This is a genomic window from Pantoea sp. JKS000250 (assembly GCF_003201065.1).
Lineage (GTDB): Bacteria > Pseudomonadota > Gammaproteobacteria > Enterobacterales > Enterobacteriaceae > Pantoea > Pantoea vagans.
The window spans coordinates 1,112,282-1,132,514 of record NZ_QICZ01000001.1 but is presented as its reverse complement, the minus strand read 5'-3'; the positions used below and the strand labels follow the sequence as shown (position 1 = coordinate 1,132,514).

At 55.5% G+C, this 20,233-nt stretch carries 20 protein-coding genes; 11 read left to right on the top strand and 9 right to left on the bottom strand.

The window, feature by feature from the left end; all coding sequences use genetic code 11:
* Positions 1 to 4: 4 nt before the first annotated feature.
* Together BY447_RS05395 and mgrA are read right to left on the bottom strand one after the other, a co-directional pair.
* A complete protein-coding gene (locus BY447_RS05395) occupies positions 5 to 409 on the bottom strand; it encodes a DUF2502 domain-containing protein (RefSeq protein ID WP_033783810.1) in 405 nt (134 codons plus the stop codon).
* Positions 410 to 579: 170 nt separating this feature from the next.
* Positions 580 to 1,569, bottom strand: coding sequence for an L-glyceraldehyde 3-phosphate reductase (gene mgrA, locus BY447_RS05390; protein ID WP_110330704.1), 990 nt, complete (start codon positions 1,567 to 1,569; stop codon positions 580 to 582).
* Positions 1,570 to 1,788: 219 nt separating this feature from the next.
* Between mgrA and ipdC the strand changes: the two genes are divergently transcribed.
* Positions 1,789 to 3,441 (top strand): indolepyruvate decarboxylase, encoded by a 1,653-nt coding sequence (gene ipdC, locus BY447_RS05385; RefSeq protein WP_110330703.1) that lies wholly within the window; start codon positions 1,789 to 1,791, stop codon positions 3,439 to 3,441.
* Between the two features lie 160 nt (positions 3,442 to 3,601).
* Positions 3,602 to 4,567 carry a glucokinase gene (gene glk / locus BY447_RS05380; protein ID WP_013358641.1) on the top strand — a complete coding sequence of 322 codons (966 nt, stop codon included), beginning with the start codon at positions 3,602 to 3,604 and terminating at the stop codon, positions 4,565 to 4,567.
* Between the two features lie 133 nt (positions 4,568 to 4,700).
* On the opposite strand, the gene BY447_RS05375 is transcribed toward glk, so the two are convergent.
* Both BY447_RS05375 and BY447_RS05370 read right to left on the bottom strand, forming a co-directional pair.
* On the bottom strand, positions 4,701 to 5,429 hold the full coding sequence (locus BY447_RS05375) for a LytR/AlgR family response regulator transcription factor (protein ID WP_003848909.1): 729 nt from the start codon (positions 5,427 to 5,429) through the stop codon (positions 4,701 to 4,703).
* Entirely contained in the window at positions 5,426 to 7,096 is a 1,671-nt protein-coding gene (locus tag BY447_RS05370; protein ID WP_110330702.1) for a LytS/YhcK type 5TM receptor domain-containing protein, read from the bottom strand. Before BY447_RS05370 ends, BY447_RS05375 begins: the two co-directional genes overlap by 4 nt.
* 277 nt (positions 7,097 to 7,373) lie before the next feature.
* Between BY447_RS05370 and BY447_RS05365 the strand changes: the two genes are divergently transcribed.
* Both BY447_RS05365 and alaC read left to right on the top strand, forming a co-directional pair.
* Positions 7,374 to 7,898, top strand: coding sequence for a GNAT family N-acetyltransferase (locus BY447_RS05365; RefSeq protein ID WP_110331914.1), 525 nt, complete (start codon positions 7,374 to 7,376; stop codon positions 7,896 to 7,898).
* Between the two features lie 116 nt (positions 7,899 to 8,014).
* The gene (gene alaC / locus BY447_RS05360) at positions 8,015 to 9,247 is read left to right on the top strand and encodes an alanine transaminase (protein ID WP_110330701.1); all 1,233 of its coding nucleotides are present in this window, start codon (positions 8,015 to 8,017) and stop codon (positions 9,245 to 9,247) included.
* A gap of 51 nt (positions 9,248 to 9,298) precedes the next feature.
* Here the strand turns inward: alaC and ypdK are convergent, their stop codons facing one another.
* The 3 genes from ypdK to BY447_RS05345 form a co-directional block, all read right to left on the bottom strand.
* A complete protein-coding gene (gene ypdK / locus BY447_RS05355) occupies positions 9,299 to 9,373 on the bottom strand; it encodes a membrane protein YpdK (RefSeq protein ID WP_099257831.1) in 75 nt (24 codons plus the stop codon).
* 201 nt (positions 9,374 to 9,574) lie between these two features.
* Entirely contained in the window at positions 9,575 to 10,603 is a 1,029-nt protein-coding gene (locus BY447_RS05350) for an HlyD family secretion protein (RefSeq protein ID WP_107319993.1), read from the bottom strand.
* A gap of 2 nt (positions 10,604 to 10,605) precedes the next feature.
* Positions 10,606 to 12,204 (bottom strand): MFS transporter, encoded by a 1,599-nt coding sequence (locus tag BY447_RS05345; RefSeq protein WP_110330700.1) that lies wholly within the window; start codon positions 12,202 to 12,204, stop codon positions 10,606 to 10,608.
* Positions 12,205 to 12,353: 149 nt separating this feature from the next.
* Here BY447_RS05345 and BY447_RS05340 point away from each other — a divergent pair, with 149 nt between their 5' ends.
* From BY447_RS05340 to BY447_RS05320, 5 genes are all read left to right on the top strand, one after another.
* Complete coding sequence (locus BY447_RS05340; protein ID WP_010257875.1) at positions 12,354 to 13,139, top strand: IclR family transcriptional regulator; 786 nt, start codon at positions 12,354 to 12,356, stop codon at positions 13,137 to 13,139.
* A gap of 7 nt (positions 13,140 to 13,146) precedes the next feature.
* Complete coding sequence (locus BY447_RS05335) at positions 13,147 to 13,599, top strand: universal stress protein (protein WP_013358635.1); 453 nt, start codon at positions 13,147 to 13,149, stop codon at positions 13,597 to 13,599.
* 9 nt (positions 13,600 to 13,608) lie between these two features.
* A complete protein-coding gene (locus tag BY447_RS05330; protein ID WP_110330699.1) occupies positions 13,609 to 14,415 on the top strand; it encodes a hypothetical protein in 807 nt (268 codons plus the stop codon).
* 264 nt (positions 14,416 to 14,679) lie between these two features.
* Positions 14,680 to 14,961, top strand: coding sequence for a lipoprotein (locus tag BY447_RS05325; RefSeq protein WP_033783799.1), 282 nt, complete (start codon positions 14,680 to 14,682; stop codon positions 14,959 to 14,961).
* A gap of 512 nt (positions 14,962 to 15,473) precedes the next feature.
* Positions 15,474 to 16,349 carry an SMP-30/gluconolactonase/LRE family protein gene (locus BY447_RS05320; protein ID WP_110330698.1) on the top strand — a complete coding sequence of 292 codons (876 nt, stop codon included), beginning with the start codon at positions 15,474 to 15,476 and terminating at the stop codon, positions 16,347 to 16,349.
* A gap of 47 nt (positions 16,350 to 16,396) precedes the next feature.
* Here BY447_RS05320 and BY447_RS05315 read toward each other — a convergent pair whose 3' ends face one another.
* Positions 16,397 to 17,623, bottom strand: a complete 1,227-nt coding sequence (locus BY447_RS05315; protein ID WP_110330697.1) for an OFA family MFS transporter — start codon at positions 17,621 to 17,623, stop codon at positions 16,397 to 16,399.
* A 295-nt stretch (positions 17,624 to 17,918) separates the two neighbouring features.
* Between BY447_RS05315 and BY447_RS05310 the strand changes: the two genes are divergently transcribed.
* Positions 17,919 to 18,152 (top strand): hypothetical protein, encoded by a 234-nt coding sequence (locus BY447_RS05310; protein ID WP_033733431.1) that lies wholly within the window; start codon positions 17,919 to 17,921, stop codon positions 18,150 to 18,152.
* 36 nt (positions 18,153 to 18,188) lie between these two features.
* On the opposite strand, the gene BY447_RS05305 is transcribed toward BY447_RS05310, so the two are convergent.
* On the bottom strand, positions 18,189 to 19,088 hold the full coding sequence (locus BY447_RS05305; RefSeq protein ID WP_110331913.1) for a DMT family transporter: 900 nt from the start codon (positions 19,086 to 19,088) through the stop codon (positions 18,189 to 18,191).
* A 178-nt stretch (positions 19,089 to 19,266) separates the two neighbouring features.
* On the opposite strand from BY447_RS05305, the gene BY447_RS05300 reads away from it, so the two are divergent.
* Complete coding sequence (locus BY447_RS05300) at positions 19,267 to 20,136, top strand: helix-turn-helix domain-containing protein (RefSeq protein ID WP_110330696.1); 870 nt, start codon at positions 19,267 to 19,269, stop codon at positions 20,134 to 20,136.
* Positions 20,137 to 20,233: the final 97 nt, after the last annotated feature.

Genomic DNA, 20,233 nt, shown 5'->3' with positions numbered 1-20,233 from the left:
TTTGTTAGTGGCGATCGTGTCCGTGATGATCGGGACCACCAGGCCCAAAACCACGCGGGCCTGGCCCGCGACGGTCATGACGATCCCAGTCACGATCGCGGCGATGCTGATGTTCCCAGCGGCGCTCACGGTCGCGCTCATGCCAGCGACGTTCACGCTCCCACTGCTGCTGACGACGCCACTCTTCGTGTCGCCACCAGCGGCGTTCGTTATAGGAATAACGATCATTCCACCAGCGCGGTTCACGCCAGCGACCGCCATCCCAGTAATAACCACGATTGTCGCGATCACCCAGATTCAGCGTAACGCCGGGGGCCAGAGTAATAGAGGCACTGGAGGCCTCAGCTGTGTGGTTTGCCAGCGGCGACAACACCGCCAGCAGGGCAGCAAAAATAAGAGCTCTTTTCATTATATTCTCCTCATCAACAGTCTGATGCTGTTGCGGCGCAGTGATTATGCCTGCGTAATGCTGTCGTTACCGCATCATTGTGTCGGAAGATTGTGAGGAAATTGGGGAGAGAAAGGGGATTGAGACTATTCTGGCGAGAAAACACCCGGCCTGCGCCGGGCGGGGAAAAATTACAGCAGGGCCGCGTCAATCGCCGCTAACTCCGTGTCGCTGAACTGACGTCGGGCGAGCATGGCCACCGCGTCATCGATCTGGGCCGTTTTACTGGCCCCTATCAGCACGGAGGTGACGCGATCATCGCGCAGCACCCACGCCAGCGCCATCTGCGCCAGCTTCTGCTCACGCTGCTGCGAAATCACATTCAGCTTTCGGACCTTCTCCATCTTCTCATCCGTCAACTGATTCTCCGTCAGGAATTTGCTGCCGCTGGCCGCACGCGAATCTTCCGGAATGCCCTGCAGATAGCGATCGGTGAGCACGCCGCCCGCCAGCGGCGAGAAGGCAATACAGCCGACGCCCTCATCACCCAGCGTCTGAATCAATCCCTGTTCAGGCGTTCGCTCAAACATCGAATACCGCGGCTGGTGGATCAGACAAGGCGTGCCGAGATCGCGCAGGATAGCAATTGCCCTGGCAGCAAGATCGGCCGGATAATTTGAAAGGGCAGCGTAAAGCGCTTTGCCCTGGCGCACCACATGATCCAGCGCGCGCATGGTTTCTTCCAGCGGCGTTTCCGGATCGGGGCGGTGATGATAGAAAATATCCACATACTCCAGCCCCATGCGCTTCAGGCTCTGATCCAGGCTGGCAACCAGATACTTGCGCGAACCCCAGTCGCCATACGGCCCCTGCCACATGGTATAGCCCGCTTTAGTGGAGATAATCAGCTCATCACGATGGGCACGAAAATCTTCCCGCAGAATACGCCCGAAATTCTCCTCCGCTGAGCCTGGTGGCGGGCCGTAGTTATTCGCTAAGTCGAAGTGGGTGATGCCAAGGTCAAACGCATGACGCAGCAGCTCACGACTGTTATCGACCCGGGTGCTGTCACCAAAGTTGTGCCACAGTCCCAGCGAAATGGCGGGCAGTTTAATGCCGCTGCGGCCGCTGCGACGGTATTCCATCTGTTGATAGCGATCGGGATGGGGGAAAGAGGACATTCAGCGCTCCTGAGTAAAAATGGGGATATGTGCCAAAAGTCTATCAGTGTATACGGTTACACTCAGTGACAGCGCGCAGCAGATCGCGTTTTTACAGAATATTCCGCCAGCGTAACGCCGGCTTTCCAGCCATTGTGGCTGGCGGAAAGCGTGGCACTCCTCGCTAATTTCATCGGCTGTCAGATACTTAACCCAACTCTTCCCTGAAAGGATTGCGCAATGTCCACATTCACTGTTGGAGACTACCTGCTGACCCGTCTGCAGGAGATGGGTATAAAGCATCTGTTTGGCGTGCCGGGCGACTATAACCTGCAGTTTCTTGACTGCGTTATCGACCATCCGGAAATCAGCTGGGTGGGCTGTGCCAATGAGCTTAATGCCGCTTATGCGGCGGACGGTTACGCACGCTGCAACGGTGCTGGCGCGCTGTTAACGACTTTTGGTGTTGGCGAACTCAGTGCGATTAATGGCATTGCAGGCAGTTTTGCCGAGTATCTGCCGGTGATCCATATCGTTGGCGCGCCAGCGACTTCAGCGCAATTACAGGGTGACTGTGTCCACCATTCGCTGGGCGATGGCGATTTCCGGCATTTCATACGCATGGCTGCCGAAGTCAGTGCCGCAACGGCGCAACTTACTGCCGACAATGCAACTGCTGAAATTGACAGGGTAATAGAGCACGCGTTACAGGCCCGTCGTCCCGGCTATCTGTCGCTGGCCGTTGACGTGGCAGCCATTGAGGTGCAGCCACCTGTTCAGCCCCTGAACCGTCATCAATCCTCTTCGCCCGCTGCGCGCCGCGCTTTCCGCGACGCGGCGGAGCAATTGCTGGCACCGGCAGAGCGCGTTTCACTGCTGGCCGATTTTCTGGCGCTGCGCTGGCAGCAGCAATCTGCCCTGGCCGCGCTGCGTGAAAAGAGTGCGATTCCCTGCGCCAGCCTGCTGATGGGCAAAGGCGTACTGGACGAGCAGCAGCCGGGTTATGTGGGGACTTATGCCGGTGAAGCCAGTGCGAGTCAGGTGTGCGGACAGATTGAGCTGGTGGATGTGGCGATCTGCGTCGGGGTGCGTTTCACTGACACGATTACAGCAGGATTTACGCAGCAGTTTGCGCCTGAGCGACTGATCGATCTGCAACCCTTCAGCGCCAGCGTGGGCGGTGAGCATTTTGCACCGCTGTCGATGGCGGATGCGCTGAGCGAGCTGCAACCGCTGTTTGAACACTACGGCCAGCAGTGGCAGCCCGCCATAGCACCGTCTGCCGTGCAACCGGCTGAACCGGCCGCCGTGATCAGTCAGCAGGCTTTCTGGCAGGCGATGCAGGCTTTTCTGCAACCCGGTGACCTGATTCTGGCGGAACAGGGGACAGCCGCTTTTGGTGCCGCTGCGTTGCGACTGCCCTCGCAGGCGCAGCTGGTGGTTCAGCCATTATGGGGATCAATCGGCTATACTCTTCCGGCAGCGTTTGGCGCACAGACCGCTGACCCCGATCGCCGGGTTATCCTGATTATCGGCGACGGTTCGGCACAGCTGACGATTCAGGAACTGGGTTCAATGCTGCGGGATGAGCAGCGACTGACACTCTTTTTGCTGAATAATGAAGGCTATACCGTCGAACGGGCCATTCATGGCGCAACACAGCGTTATAATGATATTGCTCAGTGGAACTGGACGGCCTTACCGCACGCACTGAGTCTGCAGGGCCAGGCGCAGAGCTGGCGCATCAGTGAAACGGTGCAGTTAGACGAGGTGATGGCGCGACTTTCCGCACCTCAATGGCTGTCGCTGGTTGAGGTGGTCATGCAGAAAGAGGATTTGCCGCCACTGTTACGAAAAGTCACCGCCTGCCTGAATCAACGCAACGGCGGCTAAGATTCAGATAGTTGCCGCTGTGCAGGGTGGACTATCGCGGTTAGGCTGTAGCACACCTGAGTAAGACGCTCACCAATCGCACCGGTGAGCGTTGTTGTTTTATGGGCAGAAATTTATAGTGTCCTCCAACTCTTAAGACCCCAAGCGGAGCAACAGAAGAATGACAACCTATGCCTTGGTCGGCGATGTCGGCGGTACTAACGCACGCCTCGCCCTGTGTGAGGTGGAAAGCGGCAGCATCACCCAGGCCAAAACATTCTCAACATCAGAATACGACAGCCTCGAAGCCGTCATCCGCCACTATCTTGATGAACAACAGCAGGATGTTAAAGATGGCTGTATCGCTATCGCCTGCCCGATTACCGATGACTGGGTTGAAATGACCAACCATGACTGGGCGTTTTCTACGCGCAAGCTCAAAGAGAACATCGGTTTTGAACACCTGGAAATCATTAACGACTTCACTGCGGTATCCATGGCGATTCCGATGCTGACCGCCGACAACGTGATTCAGTTTGGCGGCACAGCCCCGGTGAAAGACAAGCCTATCGCGATTTATGGTGCCGGTACCGGATTAGGCGTCAGCCATCTGGTGCACGTGGACAAACGCTGGGTCAGCCTGCCAGGTGAGGGCGGTCATGTCGATTTCGCCGCTAACAGCGAAGAAGAAGATCAGATTCTGGAAGTGCTGCGTGAGGAGCTGGGCCATGTTTCAGCAGAACGTATCCTGTCCGGTGCCGGTCTGGTTAACCTCTATCGTGCGATTGTTAAAGTCGATAATCGTGTGCCGGAAAACCTGAAGCCAAAAGATGTCAGCCAGCGTGCGCTGGATGATAGCTGCATCGACTGCCGTCGTGCGCTGTCGATGTTCTGCGTCATCATGGGCCGTTTCGGTGGCAATCTGGCATTGAACCTCGGCACTTTTGGTGGCGTCTACATTGCGGGTGGCATCGTGCCACGTTTCCTGGAGTTCTTTAAGGCGTCAGGTTTCCGTGCCGCTTTCGAAGACAAAGGCCGCTTTCGTGACTATGTTGCCAGCATACCGGTCTATATGATCACGCACGATCAGCCTGGCCTGCTGGGCGCGGGCGCGCATCTGCGTCAGACGCTGGGTCGCATTATCTGATTCAGTTACACCTCGCGCGCACGTCCACTTTGCGCGCGTTTGATTTTCCTGGCCTGCCTGCTTCAGCTGGGCGGGTTCGGGAATCATCCTCGGCTTCACCACACGTTCTCCTGAAACATTCACCACTCCAGCGCTACAGGCGCATCAGTTGCCGAAACTGCTTCACCTTGCTGCGGCTCACCGGCACCTGAAACTCCAGATCGCGCAGCTTCAGCAGATAGGTGTTGTTAAACCACGGCTCAATTTCGCGAATCTTGCTGAGGCTGACGCAGTAAGAGCGGTGGCAGCGGAAGAACTGCTGCTCCGGCAGACGTGAACAGAATTCGGTAATATTCATCGACATCACGTAAGACTCGCGCCGTGTATACACAAACGTCAGCTTTTCATGGGCTTCTACGTAGTAAATGTCATTCACGTCCGTGACGATAATGCGCTCATCTTTAATCAGGTTGACCGTCTGCGGGGCTGGCGTGGCGCTGAGATGGCTGACCGCCTGCTGCGCCTGCGCCGTGGCTTCCAGCTTGTTCAGCATGGTGACAATCCGCGACTCCTGATAAGGCTTGAGAATGTAGTCAAACGCCTCCAGCTCAAACGCCTCCACCGCATGCTCTTTCCACGCGGTGATAAAGACAATCAGCGGCTTGTGCGCAAACTGATGGATATTCTGTGCCAGCAGCATGCCATCCAGCGAAGGAATGTTGATGTCGAGAAAAATCACATCAACCCGATGCTGTTGCAGATACTTCAGCACGTCGAGGCCATCGTCAAAGCAGGCTTCAATCTCGATTTTGCTGTGATGCTGAATCATCCAGCTCAGCTCCTGCTGCGCCAGGAATTCATCTTCCACAATAATGGCTTTCATAACAGATTCTCCGCCAGGCGCTGGCCATTCTTACTCAGCGTAAAGGAAATCTCGGTGCCCGGCTGGTGCCGCACGATGTTCAGTCCCTGACCCGACAGAAGTTTTACCCGATGATGCACATTGAGCAGCCCAATTTTATTACCGGGCATCTCATTGCGTGCTACTCGCTCCATTACCTGGTCACTGATGCCCTGGCCGGTATCCCGAACTGAAACCCGCACCCGATCGCCCAGATCCCGCACGCTCAGCGTCACTACGCCTTTACCTTTACAGGACTGGATGCCATGCACAATCGCATTCTCCACCAGCGGCTGGATCAGCAGACTTGGCAGCAGAAAATGCAGATCTTCGTCGACGTCATAGATCATCGTCAGCTTATCGCCAAACCGCGCCTGCTCAATGGCGATGTAATCTTTGACCTGCCATAGCTCCTTACGGATATCGATTAGCTCATCATCGTTCAGCTCCAGGTTGTAGCGCAGGTAGCGTGACAGGTTAATCACCAGCTGGCGGGCGGTATCGGGATTAAGCCGGATAGAAGAGGAAATGGCATTCAGGGCGTTGAACAGAAAATGGGGATTTATTTTACTTTGCAGCGCGCGCAGTTCCGCTTTATTGGCCATCTCACGTAGCTGCTCGGCGCGCGACACTTCAAGCTGTGTAGAGATGATTTGTGACAGGCCGATGGCCATCTCCTTCAGCGAGCCGGTGATACGGTGCGCACGGCGATAGTAGATTTTCAGCGTGCCGGTGACTTTGCCTTTTTCCCACAGCGGGATAACGATCATCGAATGGATATCTTTGGTGCGGTGCGCTTCGTCATTGTTCTTAATGATAATTTTACCGCTGGCGATCGACTGTGCCGTGGTGGGGCTGATGCCATCATCCCCATGTTGATAGTTATGTTCGCCATAGCCGACGTAGGCCAGAATCTGTTTTTTGTCGGTCATCGCCACCGCATCGGCTTTGATCTCCCGCCGGATAATGTCACAGATGTTGCGAAGGGAGTCGCTGTTCACCTGACGAAACAGCGGCAGGGTTTTGTTGGCGATCTCCAGCGCCAGCTTGGCCTGACGGGCGGCAATCGCCTCTTTCTCTCCCTCGACGCTCTGCACCAGCAACACAATGATACCGATGCTGGAGGCACCGAGGATCATGGGCAGCGCAATCTCCGACACAATCGCCAGCCCGAGTGAAGTTGGGCGCGCCCACAGGACGATCAGCACCATCGTCAGGGCTTCACACAGCATGCCGCCGACGATACCGGCACGCCAGCGATGCTCTTTCAGCACCCGGCGATTAATGCCGCCCGCGACGATACCGGCGATGATGCTGGTAATCAGACAGGGCACCGAGGTCACGCCGTGAATATCGATCAGAAAACGGTGCAGCCCCGCAATCACACCGGTGGCGATGCCAACCCAGGGACCAAACAGAATGCCGCCCGCCATCACGGCAATCACCCGCACATTCAGCAGCGAACCGTCGACATTAACGCCAGACCAGGTACTGAACAGCGCAAACAGAGAAAAGATGGCCGTTACCGCCACTTTCTCCGCGCGGGTATGTTCATCTTTTTGCAGCAGCTGACGAAACGGGCGGGTGCGCGTCAGGAAGAACAGGCAGATCAACATCAGGGCGGCGCGGTCAAATACTGCCAGTAACATCGTGAAGTGGGAGGACACAGGCGGCTCGTCGGCAATGGAAAGTGTCCCTATGATAAAAAATGTGATCGCGAACCGCTAGCGCCCCACACAATCACGCCGGGACTTCGTGTTTAAGATCAATTTTTATGGCCTGGGCATAAAAAGAGGAAAGGTTGAGTGCAATAAAGGGGAACACTTTTCATCCTGCCAGTGCTGGTCGCTGTGATGCCGTTTTGCTATGTTGCGCGATGACGCGCGCCAGCGACCGCTGGAAAACCGCGCCCATCGGGAGCAGCAGATGCAACTTGTCACCGCCAGATTAACCCTGAATAAATTACAGCCAGAAGACTGGCAACTGTTTCGTGCCGTCCATGAAGATCGTGACACCATGACCTGGGTGAGCGAGATCCCCGATGAAGCGGATATTCGCCAGCGCTTCACCGAGCGTCTGGCTCCATGGCAGCCAGGCAATTTTCATATGCTCTGCCTGGTGGCACGACGACGCGACAGCGGTGAGCCGATTGGCCTGTTTGGCTGCAGCCCGGAATGGGAGCCACACCGTCAGGCCGAGGTGGGTTATATGCTGCTGCATCGCCACTGCGGACAGGGCTATGGCAGCGAGGCGCTGGCGGCGCTGTGTCAGTTTCTGCTCGAAGCCGACTTCCATAAACTCAAGGCGATGGTGGTTGAAGGTAACTGGGCGTCACGCCGGATTCTGGAGAAAAACGGCTTCCAGCTGGAGGGCACGCTACGGGATAATTATCTGCTGAACGGCTGCTGGGTGAACGATTGGCTGCTGGGACGACTGAATCCGCAAAAATAAAAATATTTTCTGCCCCCTCGACAAAATGATCCTCACCGCGTTATGTTCGTAACGGGTCACCGCAGTGACCCGCGTCGCTCGGACGGTCCGGGCGCTTACGTAATCCAGAGGACATCATGGCTGATAACAGCACCCCCCGTCGTTTCTCACGTATTGAACGTTTACCCCCTTACGTTTTCAACATCACTGCTGAACTGAAGATGGCTGCGCGCCGGCGCGGCGAAGATATCATCGACTTTTCAATGGGGAATCCTGATGGCCCGACCCCGCCGCACATCGTCGAAAAGTTATGCCAGGTAGCGCAGCGCGACGACACCCACGGTTATTCCACCTCACGCGGTATTCCGCGTCTGCGCCGGGCGATCTCGCGCTGGTACGCCGATCGTTACCAGGTGGAGATCGATCCCGAATCCGAGGCGATTGTCACCATCGGCTCCAAAGAGGGACTGGCGCACCTGATGCTGGCGACGCTGGATCATGGTGATACCGTGCTGGTACCGAACCCTAGCTATCCGATTCATATCTACGGTGCGGTGATTGCCGGAGCGCAGGTACGCTCGGTGCCGCTGGTGGCAGGTGTCGACTTCTTCAATGAGCTGGAACGCGCCATTCGTGAGAGCTACCCCAAGCCAAAAATGATGATCCTTGGCTTCCCGTCCAATCCCACCGCACAGTGTGTGGAACTCGACTTTTTCGAGCGGGTGATTGCGCTGGCAAAACAATACAACGTGCTGGTGATCCACGATCTGGCCTATGCCGACATCGTTTACGATGGCTGGAAAGCGCCGTCGATTATGCAGGTGCCAGGTGCGCGTGATGTCGCCGTCGAGTTCTTTACCCTGTCAAAAAGCTACAACATGGCGGGCTGGCGCATCGGTTTTATGGTGGGCAACAAAGAGCTGGTCGCCGCGCTGGCACGGATCAAAAGTTACCATGACTACGGCACCTTTACGCCGTTGCAGGTGGCGGCAATTGCCGCGCTGGAAGGGGATCAACAGTGTGTTCGCGACATTGCAGAGCAGTACAAACGCCGTCGTGATGTGCTGGTCAAGGGCTTGCATGAAGCGGGCTGGATGGTAGATAACCCGAAAGCCTCGATGTACGTCTGGGCAAAAATTCCGGACCACTATGCGCATCTGGGGTCGCTGGAGTTTGCCAAACATATGCTGCAGGAGGCAAAAGTCTGTGTCTCGCCCGGCATCGGATTCGGTGACTATGGTGACACGCACGTACGATTTGCGCTGATTGAAAACAGCGATCGCATTCGTCAGGCAGTACGAGGAATTAAAGCGATGTTTCGCGCCGATGGCGTATTGCCAGGCGGCATGAAAACAGAAGAAGAGCACTGACAGCCAGCAGGGGCGACGCAATGGTCGCCCCGTGGCGGCACTGTCACGCCATTACTTCAGCAGCAGAACAAAGGTTCCGAACCAAAGTAACGCGAAAAAAGATATTCCCATCAAGGCATATTTCACAAAGCAACTCCTCTGAGCGGTTACGATGATGGCGATCCCAAACCAGTGCAACGCGAACAGCTGTGGAAAAGAGATCGCCATTTCAGTAATGGTCTGCTCATTTCCGGGTCGATCTGAATAACTCAGAACAGGATCAGGCGCTAATTTACGCGTAATCCTGCCTAAATGAAATAGGTCCGTTCTGAGATATTGCTCACAATTTTACGGCACCTGGATTTCCGGGATCGCCGACATGCCGACACGTAACTGAGCCAGATGCTGTTGGTCACTATCCAGCACAATTTTAACCGGCAGACGTTGAACGACTTTAGTGTAGTTGCCGGTGGCGTTATCGGGAGCAATTGCGGAAAAAGTTGCGCCGGTGGCCGGTGCGATACTGTCCACATGGCCGGTAAAGGTCTTGCCTGGCAGGGCATCGATGCGGATTTGCACCCGCTGACCCGGACGCACATCGCTTAACTGCGTCTCAAGGTAGTTAGCCGTAATGTAGGTCTGCTGCAGGGGCACTACCGCCAGCAGACGGGTTCCGGCTGACACATAAGCGCCGATCCGCACTGAGCGCTGACCGACCATGCCGTCAACGGGCGCCGTGATTCGCGTGTAGGAGAGGTTCAGCCTGGCCTGATCGACGCTGGCTTTAGCCGCTGCGACATCCGCTTCCGCTGAACGTACCGCAGCCTGTAATACGCCGACCTGTTTCACTGCCGACGCCAGCGCAGCCTGACTCTGATGCACCGCTGCCAGCGCCGAGCGCTGGTTAGCGCTGGATTTCTGCTGATCGTCAGCGGCTACGGTACCGCTCTTATAGAGTCGGTTGTAGCGATCGGCGCTCTGTCCGGCATACTGCGCGGACGCCTGGCTGGCCGCTACGCTGGCTTTCTGCTGATCAATCACTGACTGCTGCTGTTCCAGCTGGGCCTGGCTGCTCAGCAGTTTCGCCTGACTCACCTGCAGGTCAGCCTCGGCACTCTCCAGTGCCACACGATAGTCACGGTCGTCCAGCGTTGCCAGCAGCTGACCGGCTTTGACCTGCTGATTATCCTGCACCTGCACATTGCTGATGTAGCCGGAGACTTTTGGCGCGACCAGAGTGTAATCCGCATTGACGTAAGCGTCGTTGGTGCGGTGATCGTTGCCGCTCATCAGTGACCAGACTGCAAAAGCGATGGCCAGTAACACCAGCAGCAGCAGTGTGAGCACCAGAGTTCTTTTCATTTCGAAAGCACGCATATTCAGTTATTCCGGGAGGGGTTTTGAAGCAAAGTTTGAGGCGGCCAGACCCGTTTTGGCAGGATGGCGGTAAGCAGTAACAGGCAGGCGGCAAAACCGGTCAGCATCAGCCAGCTGTCGCTCAGACTCAGTACTGTGGCCTGATGACGAACCAGCATGGCAAATCCGCTGAGATTATCGCTGACGCTGATGCTGCCATCCGGCAACAGCGGCAGGCTGCGGCTGGCCTGATCGGCCGCTGGCGCGGTCATCAGCCAGCTGCGGCTGGCGGCCTGATCAATCAGAACACTGGAGTGAAACTGCTCACGATGGGAGAGGAAAACCTCAACCAGCGTGGAGGCGGTAATGCTGGAGAAGCCGCGCACCGTATTGAACATCGCTGAGGCAAACGGGCCTTCTGGCGGGGCCACCACGCTGGTGGCGCTCATCAGTATCGGCAGAATAATCATCGGTTGCCCGAACGCCTGCAGAATCTGCAGCAGCCAGAAATTCTGGCGCGCCCACTCACTGGTGATTTGCGAGCCCAGCAGACAGGACGTTACCAGCATGCCGACGCCCGCCGTCAGCATCCAGCGGCAGTCAATCCAGCGGATATTCAGCAGGGCCGCAATCAGCGGTGCGATCAGCAGTTGTGGCAGGCCGACCGTCAATGCCAGCGGGGCAAACTCCAGGGTGCGAAAACCGCTGACCTGAGCAAAATAGGCCGACGGCAGGGCGGAGCCTGACAGACCAAGGATGAGCACGCAGGCCAGTCCCAGCAAGCCGTGCGCCAGATTGGGCCGCCGCAGCATCTGCAATTTAAACAGGGGCAGCGGGTGAAACCACTCATTAATCAGGAAAACCAGCAGCAGCGGCAGCGCGGTCAGCAGCATACCAGCGATCAGGGGCGAGTTCAGCCAGTCGAGACGCTCACCCTGAGTCAGCACCAGAACCAGCAGCGCAACCGCGCTGCAGCCGGTCACCATGCCAAACAGATCGATCTGCTGAAAGCGTTCCGGACGCAGCGGGTCCTGCGGCATCCCCCAGCTAATCAGCACCATGGCAATGAGCATTAATGGCACGACCTGCCAGAATACCATCATCCAACTGACATGATCGGTCCATAACGACGCCAGTGAGGCCGCCATATTGGGGCCAAACGTCGCGGTCAGGGCATAGCCCGCCAGGCCAAACAGCTTAAAAGGCGGCGGCAGGAAGCGCAGGGCGACGGTCATCAGCATTGGCGGCAGTGCACCACCGAACAGACCCTGCAGTACGCGCAGGCTGATAAAAAGCGTCGGATCCGGCACCAGCGGCAGCAGAATGCCGGTCAGCATAAATCCTGCCGATACGCCAAGGGTGAAACGCCGCAGCGACAGAGTGACGGCAAACCAGGGCGCGATCATCATGGCAGCGACTTCTGCCGCCTGATAACCGGAAATAATCCAGCTACCCTGATCGTAACCGATGCCGATAGCAGCCCGGATATCTGCCAGCGCGATATCACTGACGCGATCGTTCAGCCCGGAGGTCAGGGCAGCAATGAGCACGCCGACCAGGCCAAGCGCCAGCCGTAGTGTAAAAGGATGAGGGGCCGGCGCGGCGGCAGGCTTAGCGTTCATTGCAGGCGATCTCGTTATTATGATGCAGTGTACTGCGATGTGATACAGGGCGTAATATTACATCCCGGTATGCTGTATTGCAATGTGGTACAGGCTGTAAAAAGTGCGGCTTTCGCGCTACAGTAAGGCAGCTCAAACAGGACGACGCTATGGCACATCAACCCTCCAGCCGTGAGGATGAAAAAACGGGCGGCATTCAGGTCATCGCCCGTGCGGCAAAAATTCTTAATGCGCTGGGCGAACAGCCGGGCGGCATGAGCCTCGGCGAGATAGCTCAGGCAGTAGAACTGCCCCGTTCAACGGTGCAGCGCATCGTTGCCGCGCTCGACAGCGCCGAGCTGGTGCGCAGCAGCGGGGCAGGCGGACTGCGCCTGGGGCCGGCACTGTTAAAACTGATTTCCAGCGTGCATACCGATGTGGTCGATCTGGTCAGTCCGCTGCTGGAAAAACTCTCTTCCGACACCAATGAGACGGTTTCACTGGCGCGCGCCAGCGGCAGCCAACTGGCGATTATTCACCACGTGGTGGCGTCGCGGGAGCTGCGGGTCGTTCCGCATATGGGACTCAATCTGCCGCTCTACAGCACCTCAGGTGGACGGGCACTGCTGGCGCTGGAGTGTGAAAAAGATGTGCGGACGATCGTCGGTGACGCCTGGCAGGAGTTGACCGATATGACGGTGAAAACCCTGCCGCAGTTGCTGCAACTTATCAGGGAAGTGCGCGAAACCGGTATCGCCGTGGATCGCGGTGAAACGCTGGAAGGTATCTCGACGATGGCGTTTGCGCTGGATACGCTGTTTGGTCGCTTTTCTGTCTCTTTGCTGGTGCCCTCTGCACGTTTTCTGCGTCACGAAGCCCGTTTTCGTGACGAGATGCTGAAGTGCAAAGAGGCGCTGGTGCGTGAAATCGGCAAAGTCGCCGCGATAGAAGGATAAGCATCTGATGAAAACCCTGCTGATGGCCATTGATCACTCTCCGGTGGCGGAGAAAGTGGTCGCCTTAACCATTGAAGAAGCGCTGGCGCATCGCGCTGATGTAGTGGTGCTGTGCTGCGTGGATCCTGCCTACTCCTCCTGTAATCAGCCGATGGAAATCGATGCGGGTGAAGACCCTGCCGATTTTGTGGCGGCGCAGGATGAGCAGAATACGGCGGAAATGGTGGTGCGCCATGCGCTGGCACCGTTATTGCGCGCGGGCATTAATGCGCGTGGCATGATCCTGGCGGGGGATGCAGCAGACACCATCGTTGCCCAGTCGCAACAGCTTAAGGCCAGTATGATTATCATGGGACGTCGCCATCTCTCCTCTTTTAATCGGCTATTAAAAGGCTCGGTTAGCGCTTCAGTTATTGAGCGTGCTCACTGCCCTGTGCTGATCGATGTGCGTAAGGATTGATCCCGCAGCATGAATTCTCTGCTTTTTATTACGCTGGCCGCGTTTGCGCTGCTGGCGCTGATCGTCATTGTGCTGATCAAAACCACCCGGCTGCGTTTGTGGCAGGGGCTGATCCTCTTTCTGCTGCCACTGATACTGGCAAATCTGCTCTGGTTCAGCTGGGTCGCGCCGCATCAGCAGCAGACTGCTCAGCATGAGCAGGCGGTGAATCAGCTGGCAAAGATGCCTGGCTATCGGGTATTGCAGACGCAGGAACCGGCATTATGGCTGTTGCTGACTCAGGAGCTGACCCGGCGGATCCGTGCGGGCGAGCAGCCTGACAGGGCGACAGGTGAACTGCGTGGCTGGCTGATTGAGGTGATCAATCAGCGACTGATGCGCGGAACCGATGCGGCGGTCGTTAACTATATCAGCATCTCGGTGGAAGAGATGCGGGCGCTGAACCACATCGATCCGGGCCTCTGCTTCCGTTATCTCTATCCGCAGGTGAGTGGTGGCATCAATTTGCAGACCACACTCCCAGCGTCGCTGAATCGCAAAGAGGCCGATGCCATGGAGCTGCTGCTGCTCAATAGCCCGCCGCCCGAACAGCCCCTTGATAAGACGCAGGCGCAGGATGATCTGCAAAAGATTGTCGGCCGGCTTTATCTGAAGTGGGGCGACAAACTGCAGCAGCTGAATATGCCTGCCGATACGGTGGTGGATCGCTCCTCGCTCTGTGCCATGTCAATTGACCTCTACAGTGCCATTCTGGCATTACCTGACAAGCGCGCCGCTAACCTGTTACGTAGAATGGTGGCACTGACCGTTCAGTAAACCCGCGCTTAGCAGGCGAAAAAAAGCCCGCTAAGCGCGGGCAGGGAAGAGAGAGGAACAGATTTTTATTTTTGGCATTTCCTGGTGTGGTGCAGTCTTCGTTTGGTCTGATTACATCCTGTCACTTCCGGCATGATAGTGATAGCCGTTTAATCGTATTGCATTAATTGGTAAAATCTTATCAAGTTTTGATTTTCGCGCATTAATCCTATGGATGCGTGGCATGCTGCGTCATACACTGCGCGGCAACGTGAGGATAACTAAATGAAAAAATTAATTACCGGCGCACTGGCGCTGATTCTGCTGAGTGGATGTACTGCCAGCAAACCCGGGGCATTTGAACGCGTTGATGAAGATCCCAGCTCGAATACCGTGCAGTACCGTTTTGACCCGGTAAAGGTCAATCGTGATGCAATGGATATCGATCTGGCGAATTACTGCAGTAATAAAGGATTTGATAAAGTTGAGGCGCTGCCTGCCCAGGAAAGTCATATTCCGGGGCTGAAGAAAGTCTGGTTCCAGTGTAATTATGCGCTGAAAAGCTAAATGAAACGGGCGGGATAATTATCCCGCCCTTAAAGTTTACTGCTTTTATTTTATGCTGTGTGACATCTTTGCCCATTAGTGGCGATGGTGACCGCCATGATACCCACCGTGATAACCTCCGTAGTAGCCTCCATGATATCCGCCGCCACCCCCGCGGTGCCAGCCATTGTCGTGTCTGGGGCTGATGATACAACCGCTTAGTAATGTCATCAGCGCAACCACCGAAGCGACTTTAATTAATCTCTTCATCGGAAGCCTCTCCTCTTTTTCAATGACTACGACATTACGCTGGAAAAGTGGAGTGAAGATGCAGGCTTTGTAGAGTTATTTAAGAAGATATGACGGAATATTTCAGCGCGCTGTATTTTTCCGCGGCAGGAAATAAGAAAATCGGAATGAGCTGAATAATAAATACTATCAAAGAGAATAGTCTTAAAATCAGGCGAAAATAATTCTCATTTGAAAGTTTTTACCACTACATTATTAGCATGTCATTTCAATGGGAGAGAAACATGGCGCATAACGTAAAAAATATTCTGGCGTTACAGGCTGAACTGGGGGAATGCCCGCTCTGGTCATCAGAAGAACAGGTGCTCTATTGCGTCGATATTCTGGCTCCGGCCATTCACCGTTTTGATCCGGTCAGCGGTGAATTGCAGACCTTCCCGCAGGCGGAAGAGGTAGGGTGCATCGGTCTGCGTGAGCAGGGCGGGCTGATAGCCGCATTGCGCAATGGTGTCTGGCTGCTGGATGCGCAGGGTAAACCAGAGAAAAAGGTCGCAGAGAATCCAGGTGTAGCCGCGCAAAGTCGCTTTAATGATGGCCGTGTGGATCCGTGGGGTAATTTCTGGTGCGGTAGCCTGTGGGAACCGCAAGATAAAAATGGCGGTCTGTTATGCCGCGTGACGCCCGACCTGAAGCTGGAAGTGAAGGCGCAGGACATTAAAATTTCCAACGGACTGGCATTCTCTCCGGACCGGCAATGGATGTATCACAGCGATACGCCGAATGAGGCGCTCTATCGTTATCCGTTAAGCGAGCAGGGCGAACCGGGTGAGCGCATGCTGTTCCGTCGTTTTGACGCGAAAGGGGGTTTACCGGATGGTGCCGCGGTGGATAGCGAAGGTTTTTACTGGTCAGCACAGTTTGATGGCGGACGCGTGGTACGTATCGATCCGCAGAGCAGCGAAATCGTTGATGAGATCCTGCTGCCGGTGAAGTGGCCAACCATGGTGGCCTTTGGCGGTGCCGATCTTAAAACGTTGTTTATCACCAGTTCACGGGAAGATCGCACGGAAGAGGAACTGGCACGCTATCCGCAGTCAGGCGATATCTTTGCCGTGGACGTCGCGGTGGCGGGAATAGCAGAGCCGCTATTCCGCGGCTGAATGTTAACGGGCCGCGCAATGGCGGCCCGTGGTCGTTGTCCGTGAAGTTAGTGGCGCTGCAACACCGGCTCTGCTGTGACGGAACTCTGTGGCAGTCGGATGGTGAGCGACAGGAACAGGGAGATGACCAGCAATGTCATAATCAGGCTGAAGGTGACAGTGAAACCACCAAACAGTGAGGCGACCAGCGAACCCAGCACGCTGCCGATACCAAAGCCCAGGTAGAGCAGGCCATAATTTTTTGTCAGGTTGTTGAGGCCGAAAAAGTCACTGACCAGTGATGGGAACACCGTGATGGTCCCGCCAAAGCTAAAGGCCACACAGGCGAGTGACAGGAAGAAGGTGACCTCATTCATCCGGGTAAACAGCAGCACACTCATACCGATCAGCGACACAATTTGCGCCAGCGAAATGACCCGGATACGTAGCATTTTGTCGGAGAGCACACCCAGCACCAGACGACCACTCAGATTGGCAATCGCAATCACCGTTACCGCGCTGGCAGCAGTCTGCGTGGAGAGATGCACCAGACCTTCGCCGATATCTTTGGCAACCCCTATCACATAGAGGCCGCTCATACAGGCGGTCAGGAACATCAGCGCCAGCATCCAGTACTGCGGCAGACGCACTGACTGTGCCAGCGTGTAATCCCGCGCATGTTGCTGACCTTGGGCGGTGGTCCCGGTCTGCTGCAGTGGCGCTTCACGCATCAGCAGCGCACCGAGAATAATCATCGACATGGCCAGCACGCCCCAGATCATAAAGGTCTGCTCCAGACCGACCGTTGCCAGCAGTGCTCCGCAGATAAACTTGAATCCCAGACTGCCAAGGCCGTAAGCGCCAATTGCACAGGCCGAGATCATCCCCTTACGTTCAGGGAACCATTTCACGCAGTTTGACAGCGTCATCAGGTAACCGGCACCATCGGCCAGACCGACCAGCAGCCCGGCACTGAAGTAGAGCATCACCAGGTTATTTGCGTGCGCGGTGAGCCAGAAGCCCAAAGCCATCAGTACACCCGCACCAATTGTGACGCGGCGTACGCCAAAACGTTCCTGTAATTTTCCGGCCAGTGAAGAGGCGATAGCCAGACCTAAACTCAGCAGGCCAAAGGAAAATGCGACCTGACTGATCGGCGCATCAAGCTTCTGTGACAACTGGCCGTTGAACAAACTCCATGTATAAACTGACCCCAGCGCAAACTGAGTGATTACCGTTCCGAACAATGTAAGCCAGCGGGAACGCTGGTAAGACGCCTGTTGAGTCTGGTTCATAATTTATCTCTCCCGTTCGGGAATCTGGAAACTGCGGTCAGAATAAAGCAGTGGTTCGCGCGCGTGAGCAACAAAGGTATGAACGGAACGTCTCAGGGAATGAAATGCCATTCAGGCGGTATGAATGACACAACGCAGGTCTGCAGCGATAACGCAGCGTTGCGTTAAAAGTAACCAAAGCGGCAGCTTAATAAATAAGCGTAACCACCCGTAATAGAATGTTTCAGCGAGCCGGTTATGTGAGCAGCCTTCCGGATCTTTTGCCAGGCTGATAATTCACTTATCAGGAGGAAATATGAAAGACCGGACATATGAATCCACCACCAGTGAGGACGAAGTTTGCTGCATCATCGGTCAGGCGGTGATTGAACTCAGTACAGAACAACAGCCTGTGACCAAATCGACGCTGGCATTAAAACTGCTGTCGATGGCCGATCGTGATAGTGACGATGAGCGTGTTCTGCTCTACTGGATTGCGCGTAAAGCGATCAATCAACCACAAAAACTTCTTCAGCAGCAGTGGGCATAATGCCTGTTCGGACGCGGGCCGGAGCCCGCCTCCGCGTCAGATGATTATCCGGCGACGGCTTGCCGGCCAGCGGGCAAACATGACGATATTGCCCAGCAGAATCATGACAAGGCCAGGGATGGCGCTGACATGCCACTCATACCCCTCAAAGCGGGTCGAGAGTGCCAGCGCAACCAGTGGAAACAGAACCGTTGTATAGGCAGCCCGACTGGCGCCGATACGTCCCACTAGTGTAAAGTAGGCACCGAAACCCATCACCGATCCCACGATAGCCAGATAGGTTAATGCGCCAATCCACTGGACATTCCATATTGGCTGTAGTGAAACACCCTGTAGCAGTGAGACCAGTGCCATCATCAGCGCGCCATACAACATGCCGTAGCTGTTAGTTGTCAGTACGTCGCGTTGCAGACGCTGATGCCGCTGACTGATCATATTGCCAAATGAAAATCCCAGCGTGCCCAGCGCACTTAAACCAATGCCCCACATCAGCCCGGCAGAGGCCTGCGTGCTGCGCAGATCGTGCCAGAACAGCGCAACGATGCCTGCCATGCCCAGCACGATCGCCGGAATCAGACGCGGAGAAGGGCGCTGATGGAAAAAGATCCAGCTGTTTATTGCATTGTACATCACCGCCATAGAGAAAATGACCGACTCCAGTCCGCTGCTGATATAGCCTGAAGCGTAATAGAAACAGACAAAATTGAAGCCAAAGACGCAGCAGCCTTGCAGCATGCAGAAAAGATGATCGCGCAGCGTCAGCCTGTGCAGTCGTTTTATCAGCTTAAGCAGCAATAACATGACCAGTGAAGCCAGTAAAAATCGCCAGAACACGGCAACAGTCACGGCCCCCATGCCAGCAGTCTGTTGTGCATAGATCGCAATCCAGGTTGTACCCCAGATGAACACGACAGAGAGATACAAAAACAGGTTCATTGCCAGGTTCTCCACCACAAAACGCCGAGTCTGCACTGGTAACGCGCATGGGTCTTGCTGCGGATTGCGCCGGGTTTGCAAAATCTTGCGCATTTTTATACATCTGTCCCGATGTGACCTGTTTTCTGTCCCCCACAATCCGTAAACTGGCCCTCTGTTTACCTGAACTGATACCCCGATGCGTACCTATCAGACCTTTGAAATGTTGCAACGCCACAAAGCACAACTGCGCGATCAGGTACAACTCAATAATGGCATTCAGCTGGCCGCCTGGTTTAATAGTGGCGATCGCGTTACCAACCTGAGCGATCATCACACGCTGAGTCTTTATGTGGCGGGCGGCTACGATACCTGGCATAAAACAGTGCACGGCTGGCGTAACGGTGGCGCACCGGATCGCTTCTGTCTGATGCCCGCAGGCACGGAATCAACCTGGGATTTGCGTGCCGACCTCGCTTTTGTTCATCTCTATTGCAGCGAGAATCAGCTGCGGCATCTGGCCGAACAGGTGTGGGATCGCAGCCCGGCGCAGTTAAATCTGCATGAGAAAGTCTTTTCCGCTGATGACCGCATTACCCAGCTTTATCGACACTTTCTGCTGAGCAGCGACTGGCAACAGCCCGCCAGTCAGCTGACATTGAGCAGCGCATCAACACTGCTTCTGACCCATCTTTTGCAGCATTACAGCGAAGTAAAGTGGCAATTACCCCAAGTGCGAGGTGGACTGGCTCCGGCGGTATTACGGCGTGTTCTGGGATTTATTGAAACCCATCTCGATCAGCCTCTAACCCTGGCTGTGCTGGCGCAGGAAGCGGCATTGAGTGAGTTTCATTTTGCCCGCATGTTCCGTCACACCACGGGCGAAGCACCGCATCAGTTTGTAATGCGTCGTCGTATGGATCGTGCGCGAACATTGCTTGCTCGGCCCGATCTGACGCTGACTGAGATAGCGCTTCAGTGTGGTTTTCACTCTTCTGCGCACTTCAGCCATCGTTTTCGGCAGGTTTATGGCATGACGGCTTCGGCATGTCGGCAGGGGAGTCGATGAAATTTCTGAACTTGCCGTTATAAATACTGATATTAAGCCGAATAAACTATCTGATTTTTGAATTAACATTGAACCAATGTTTAATGATTTTTTCAGA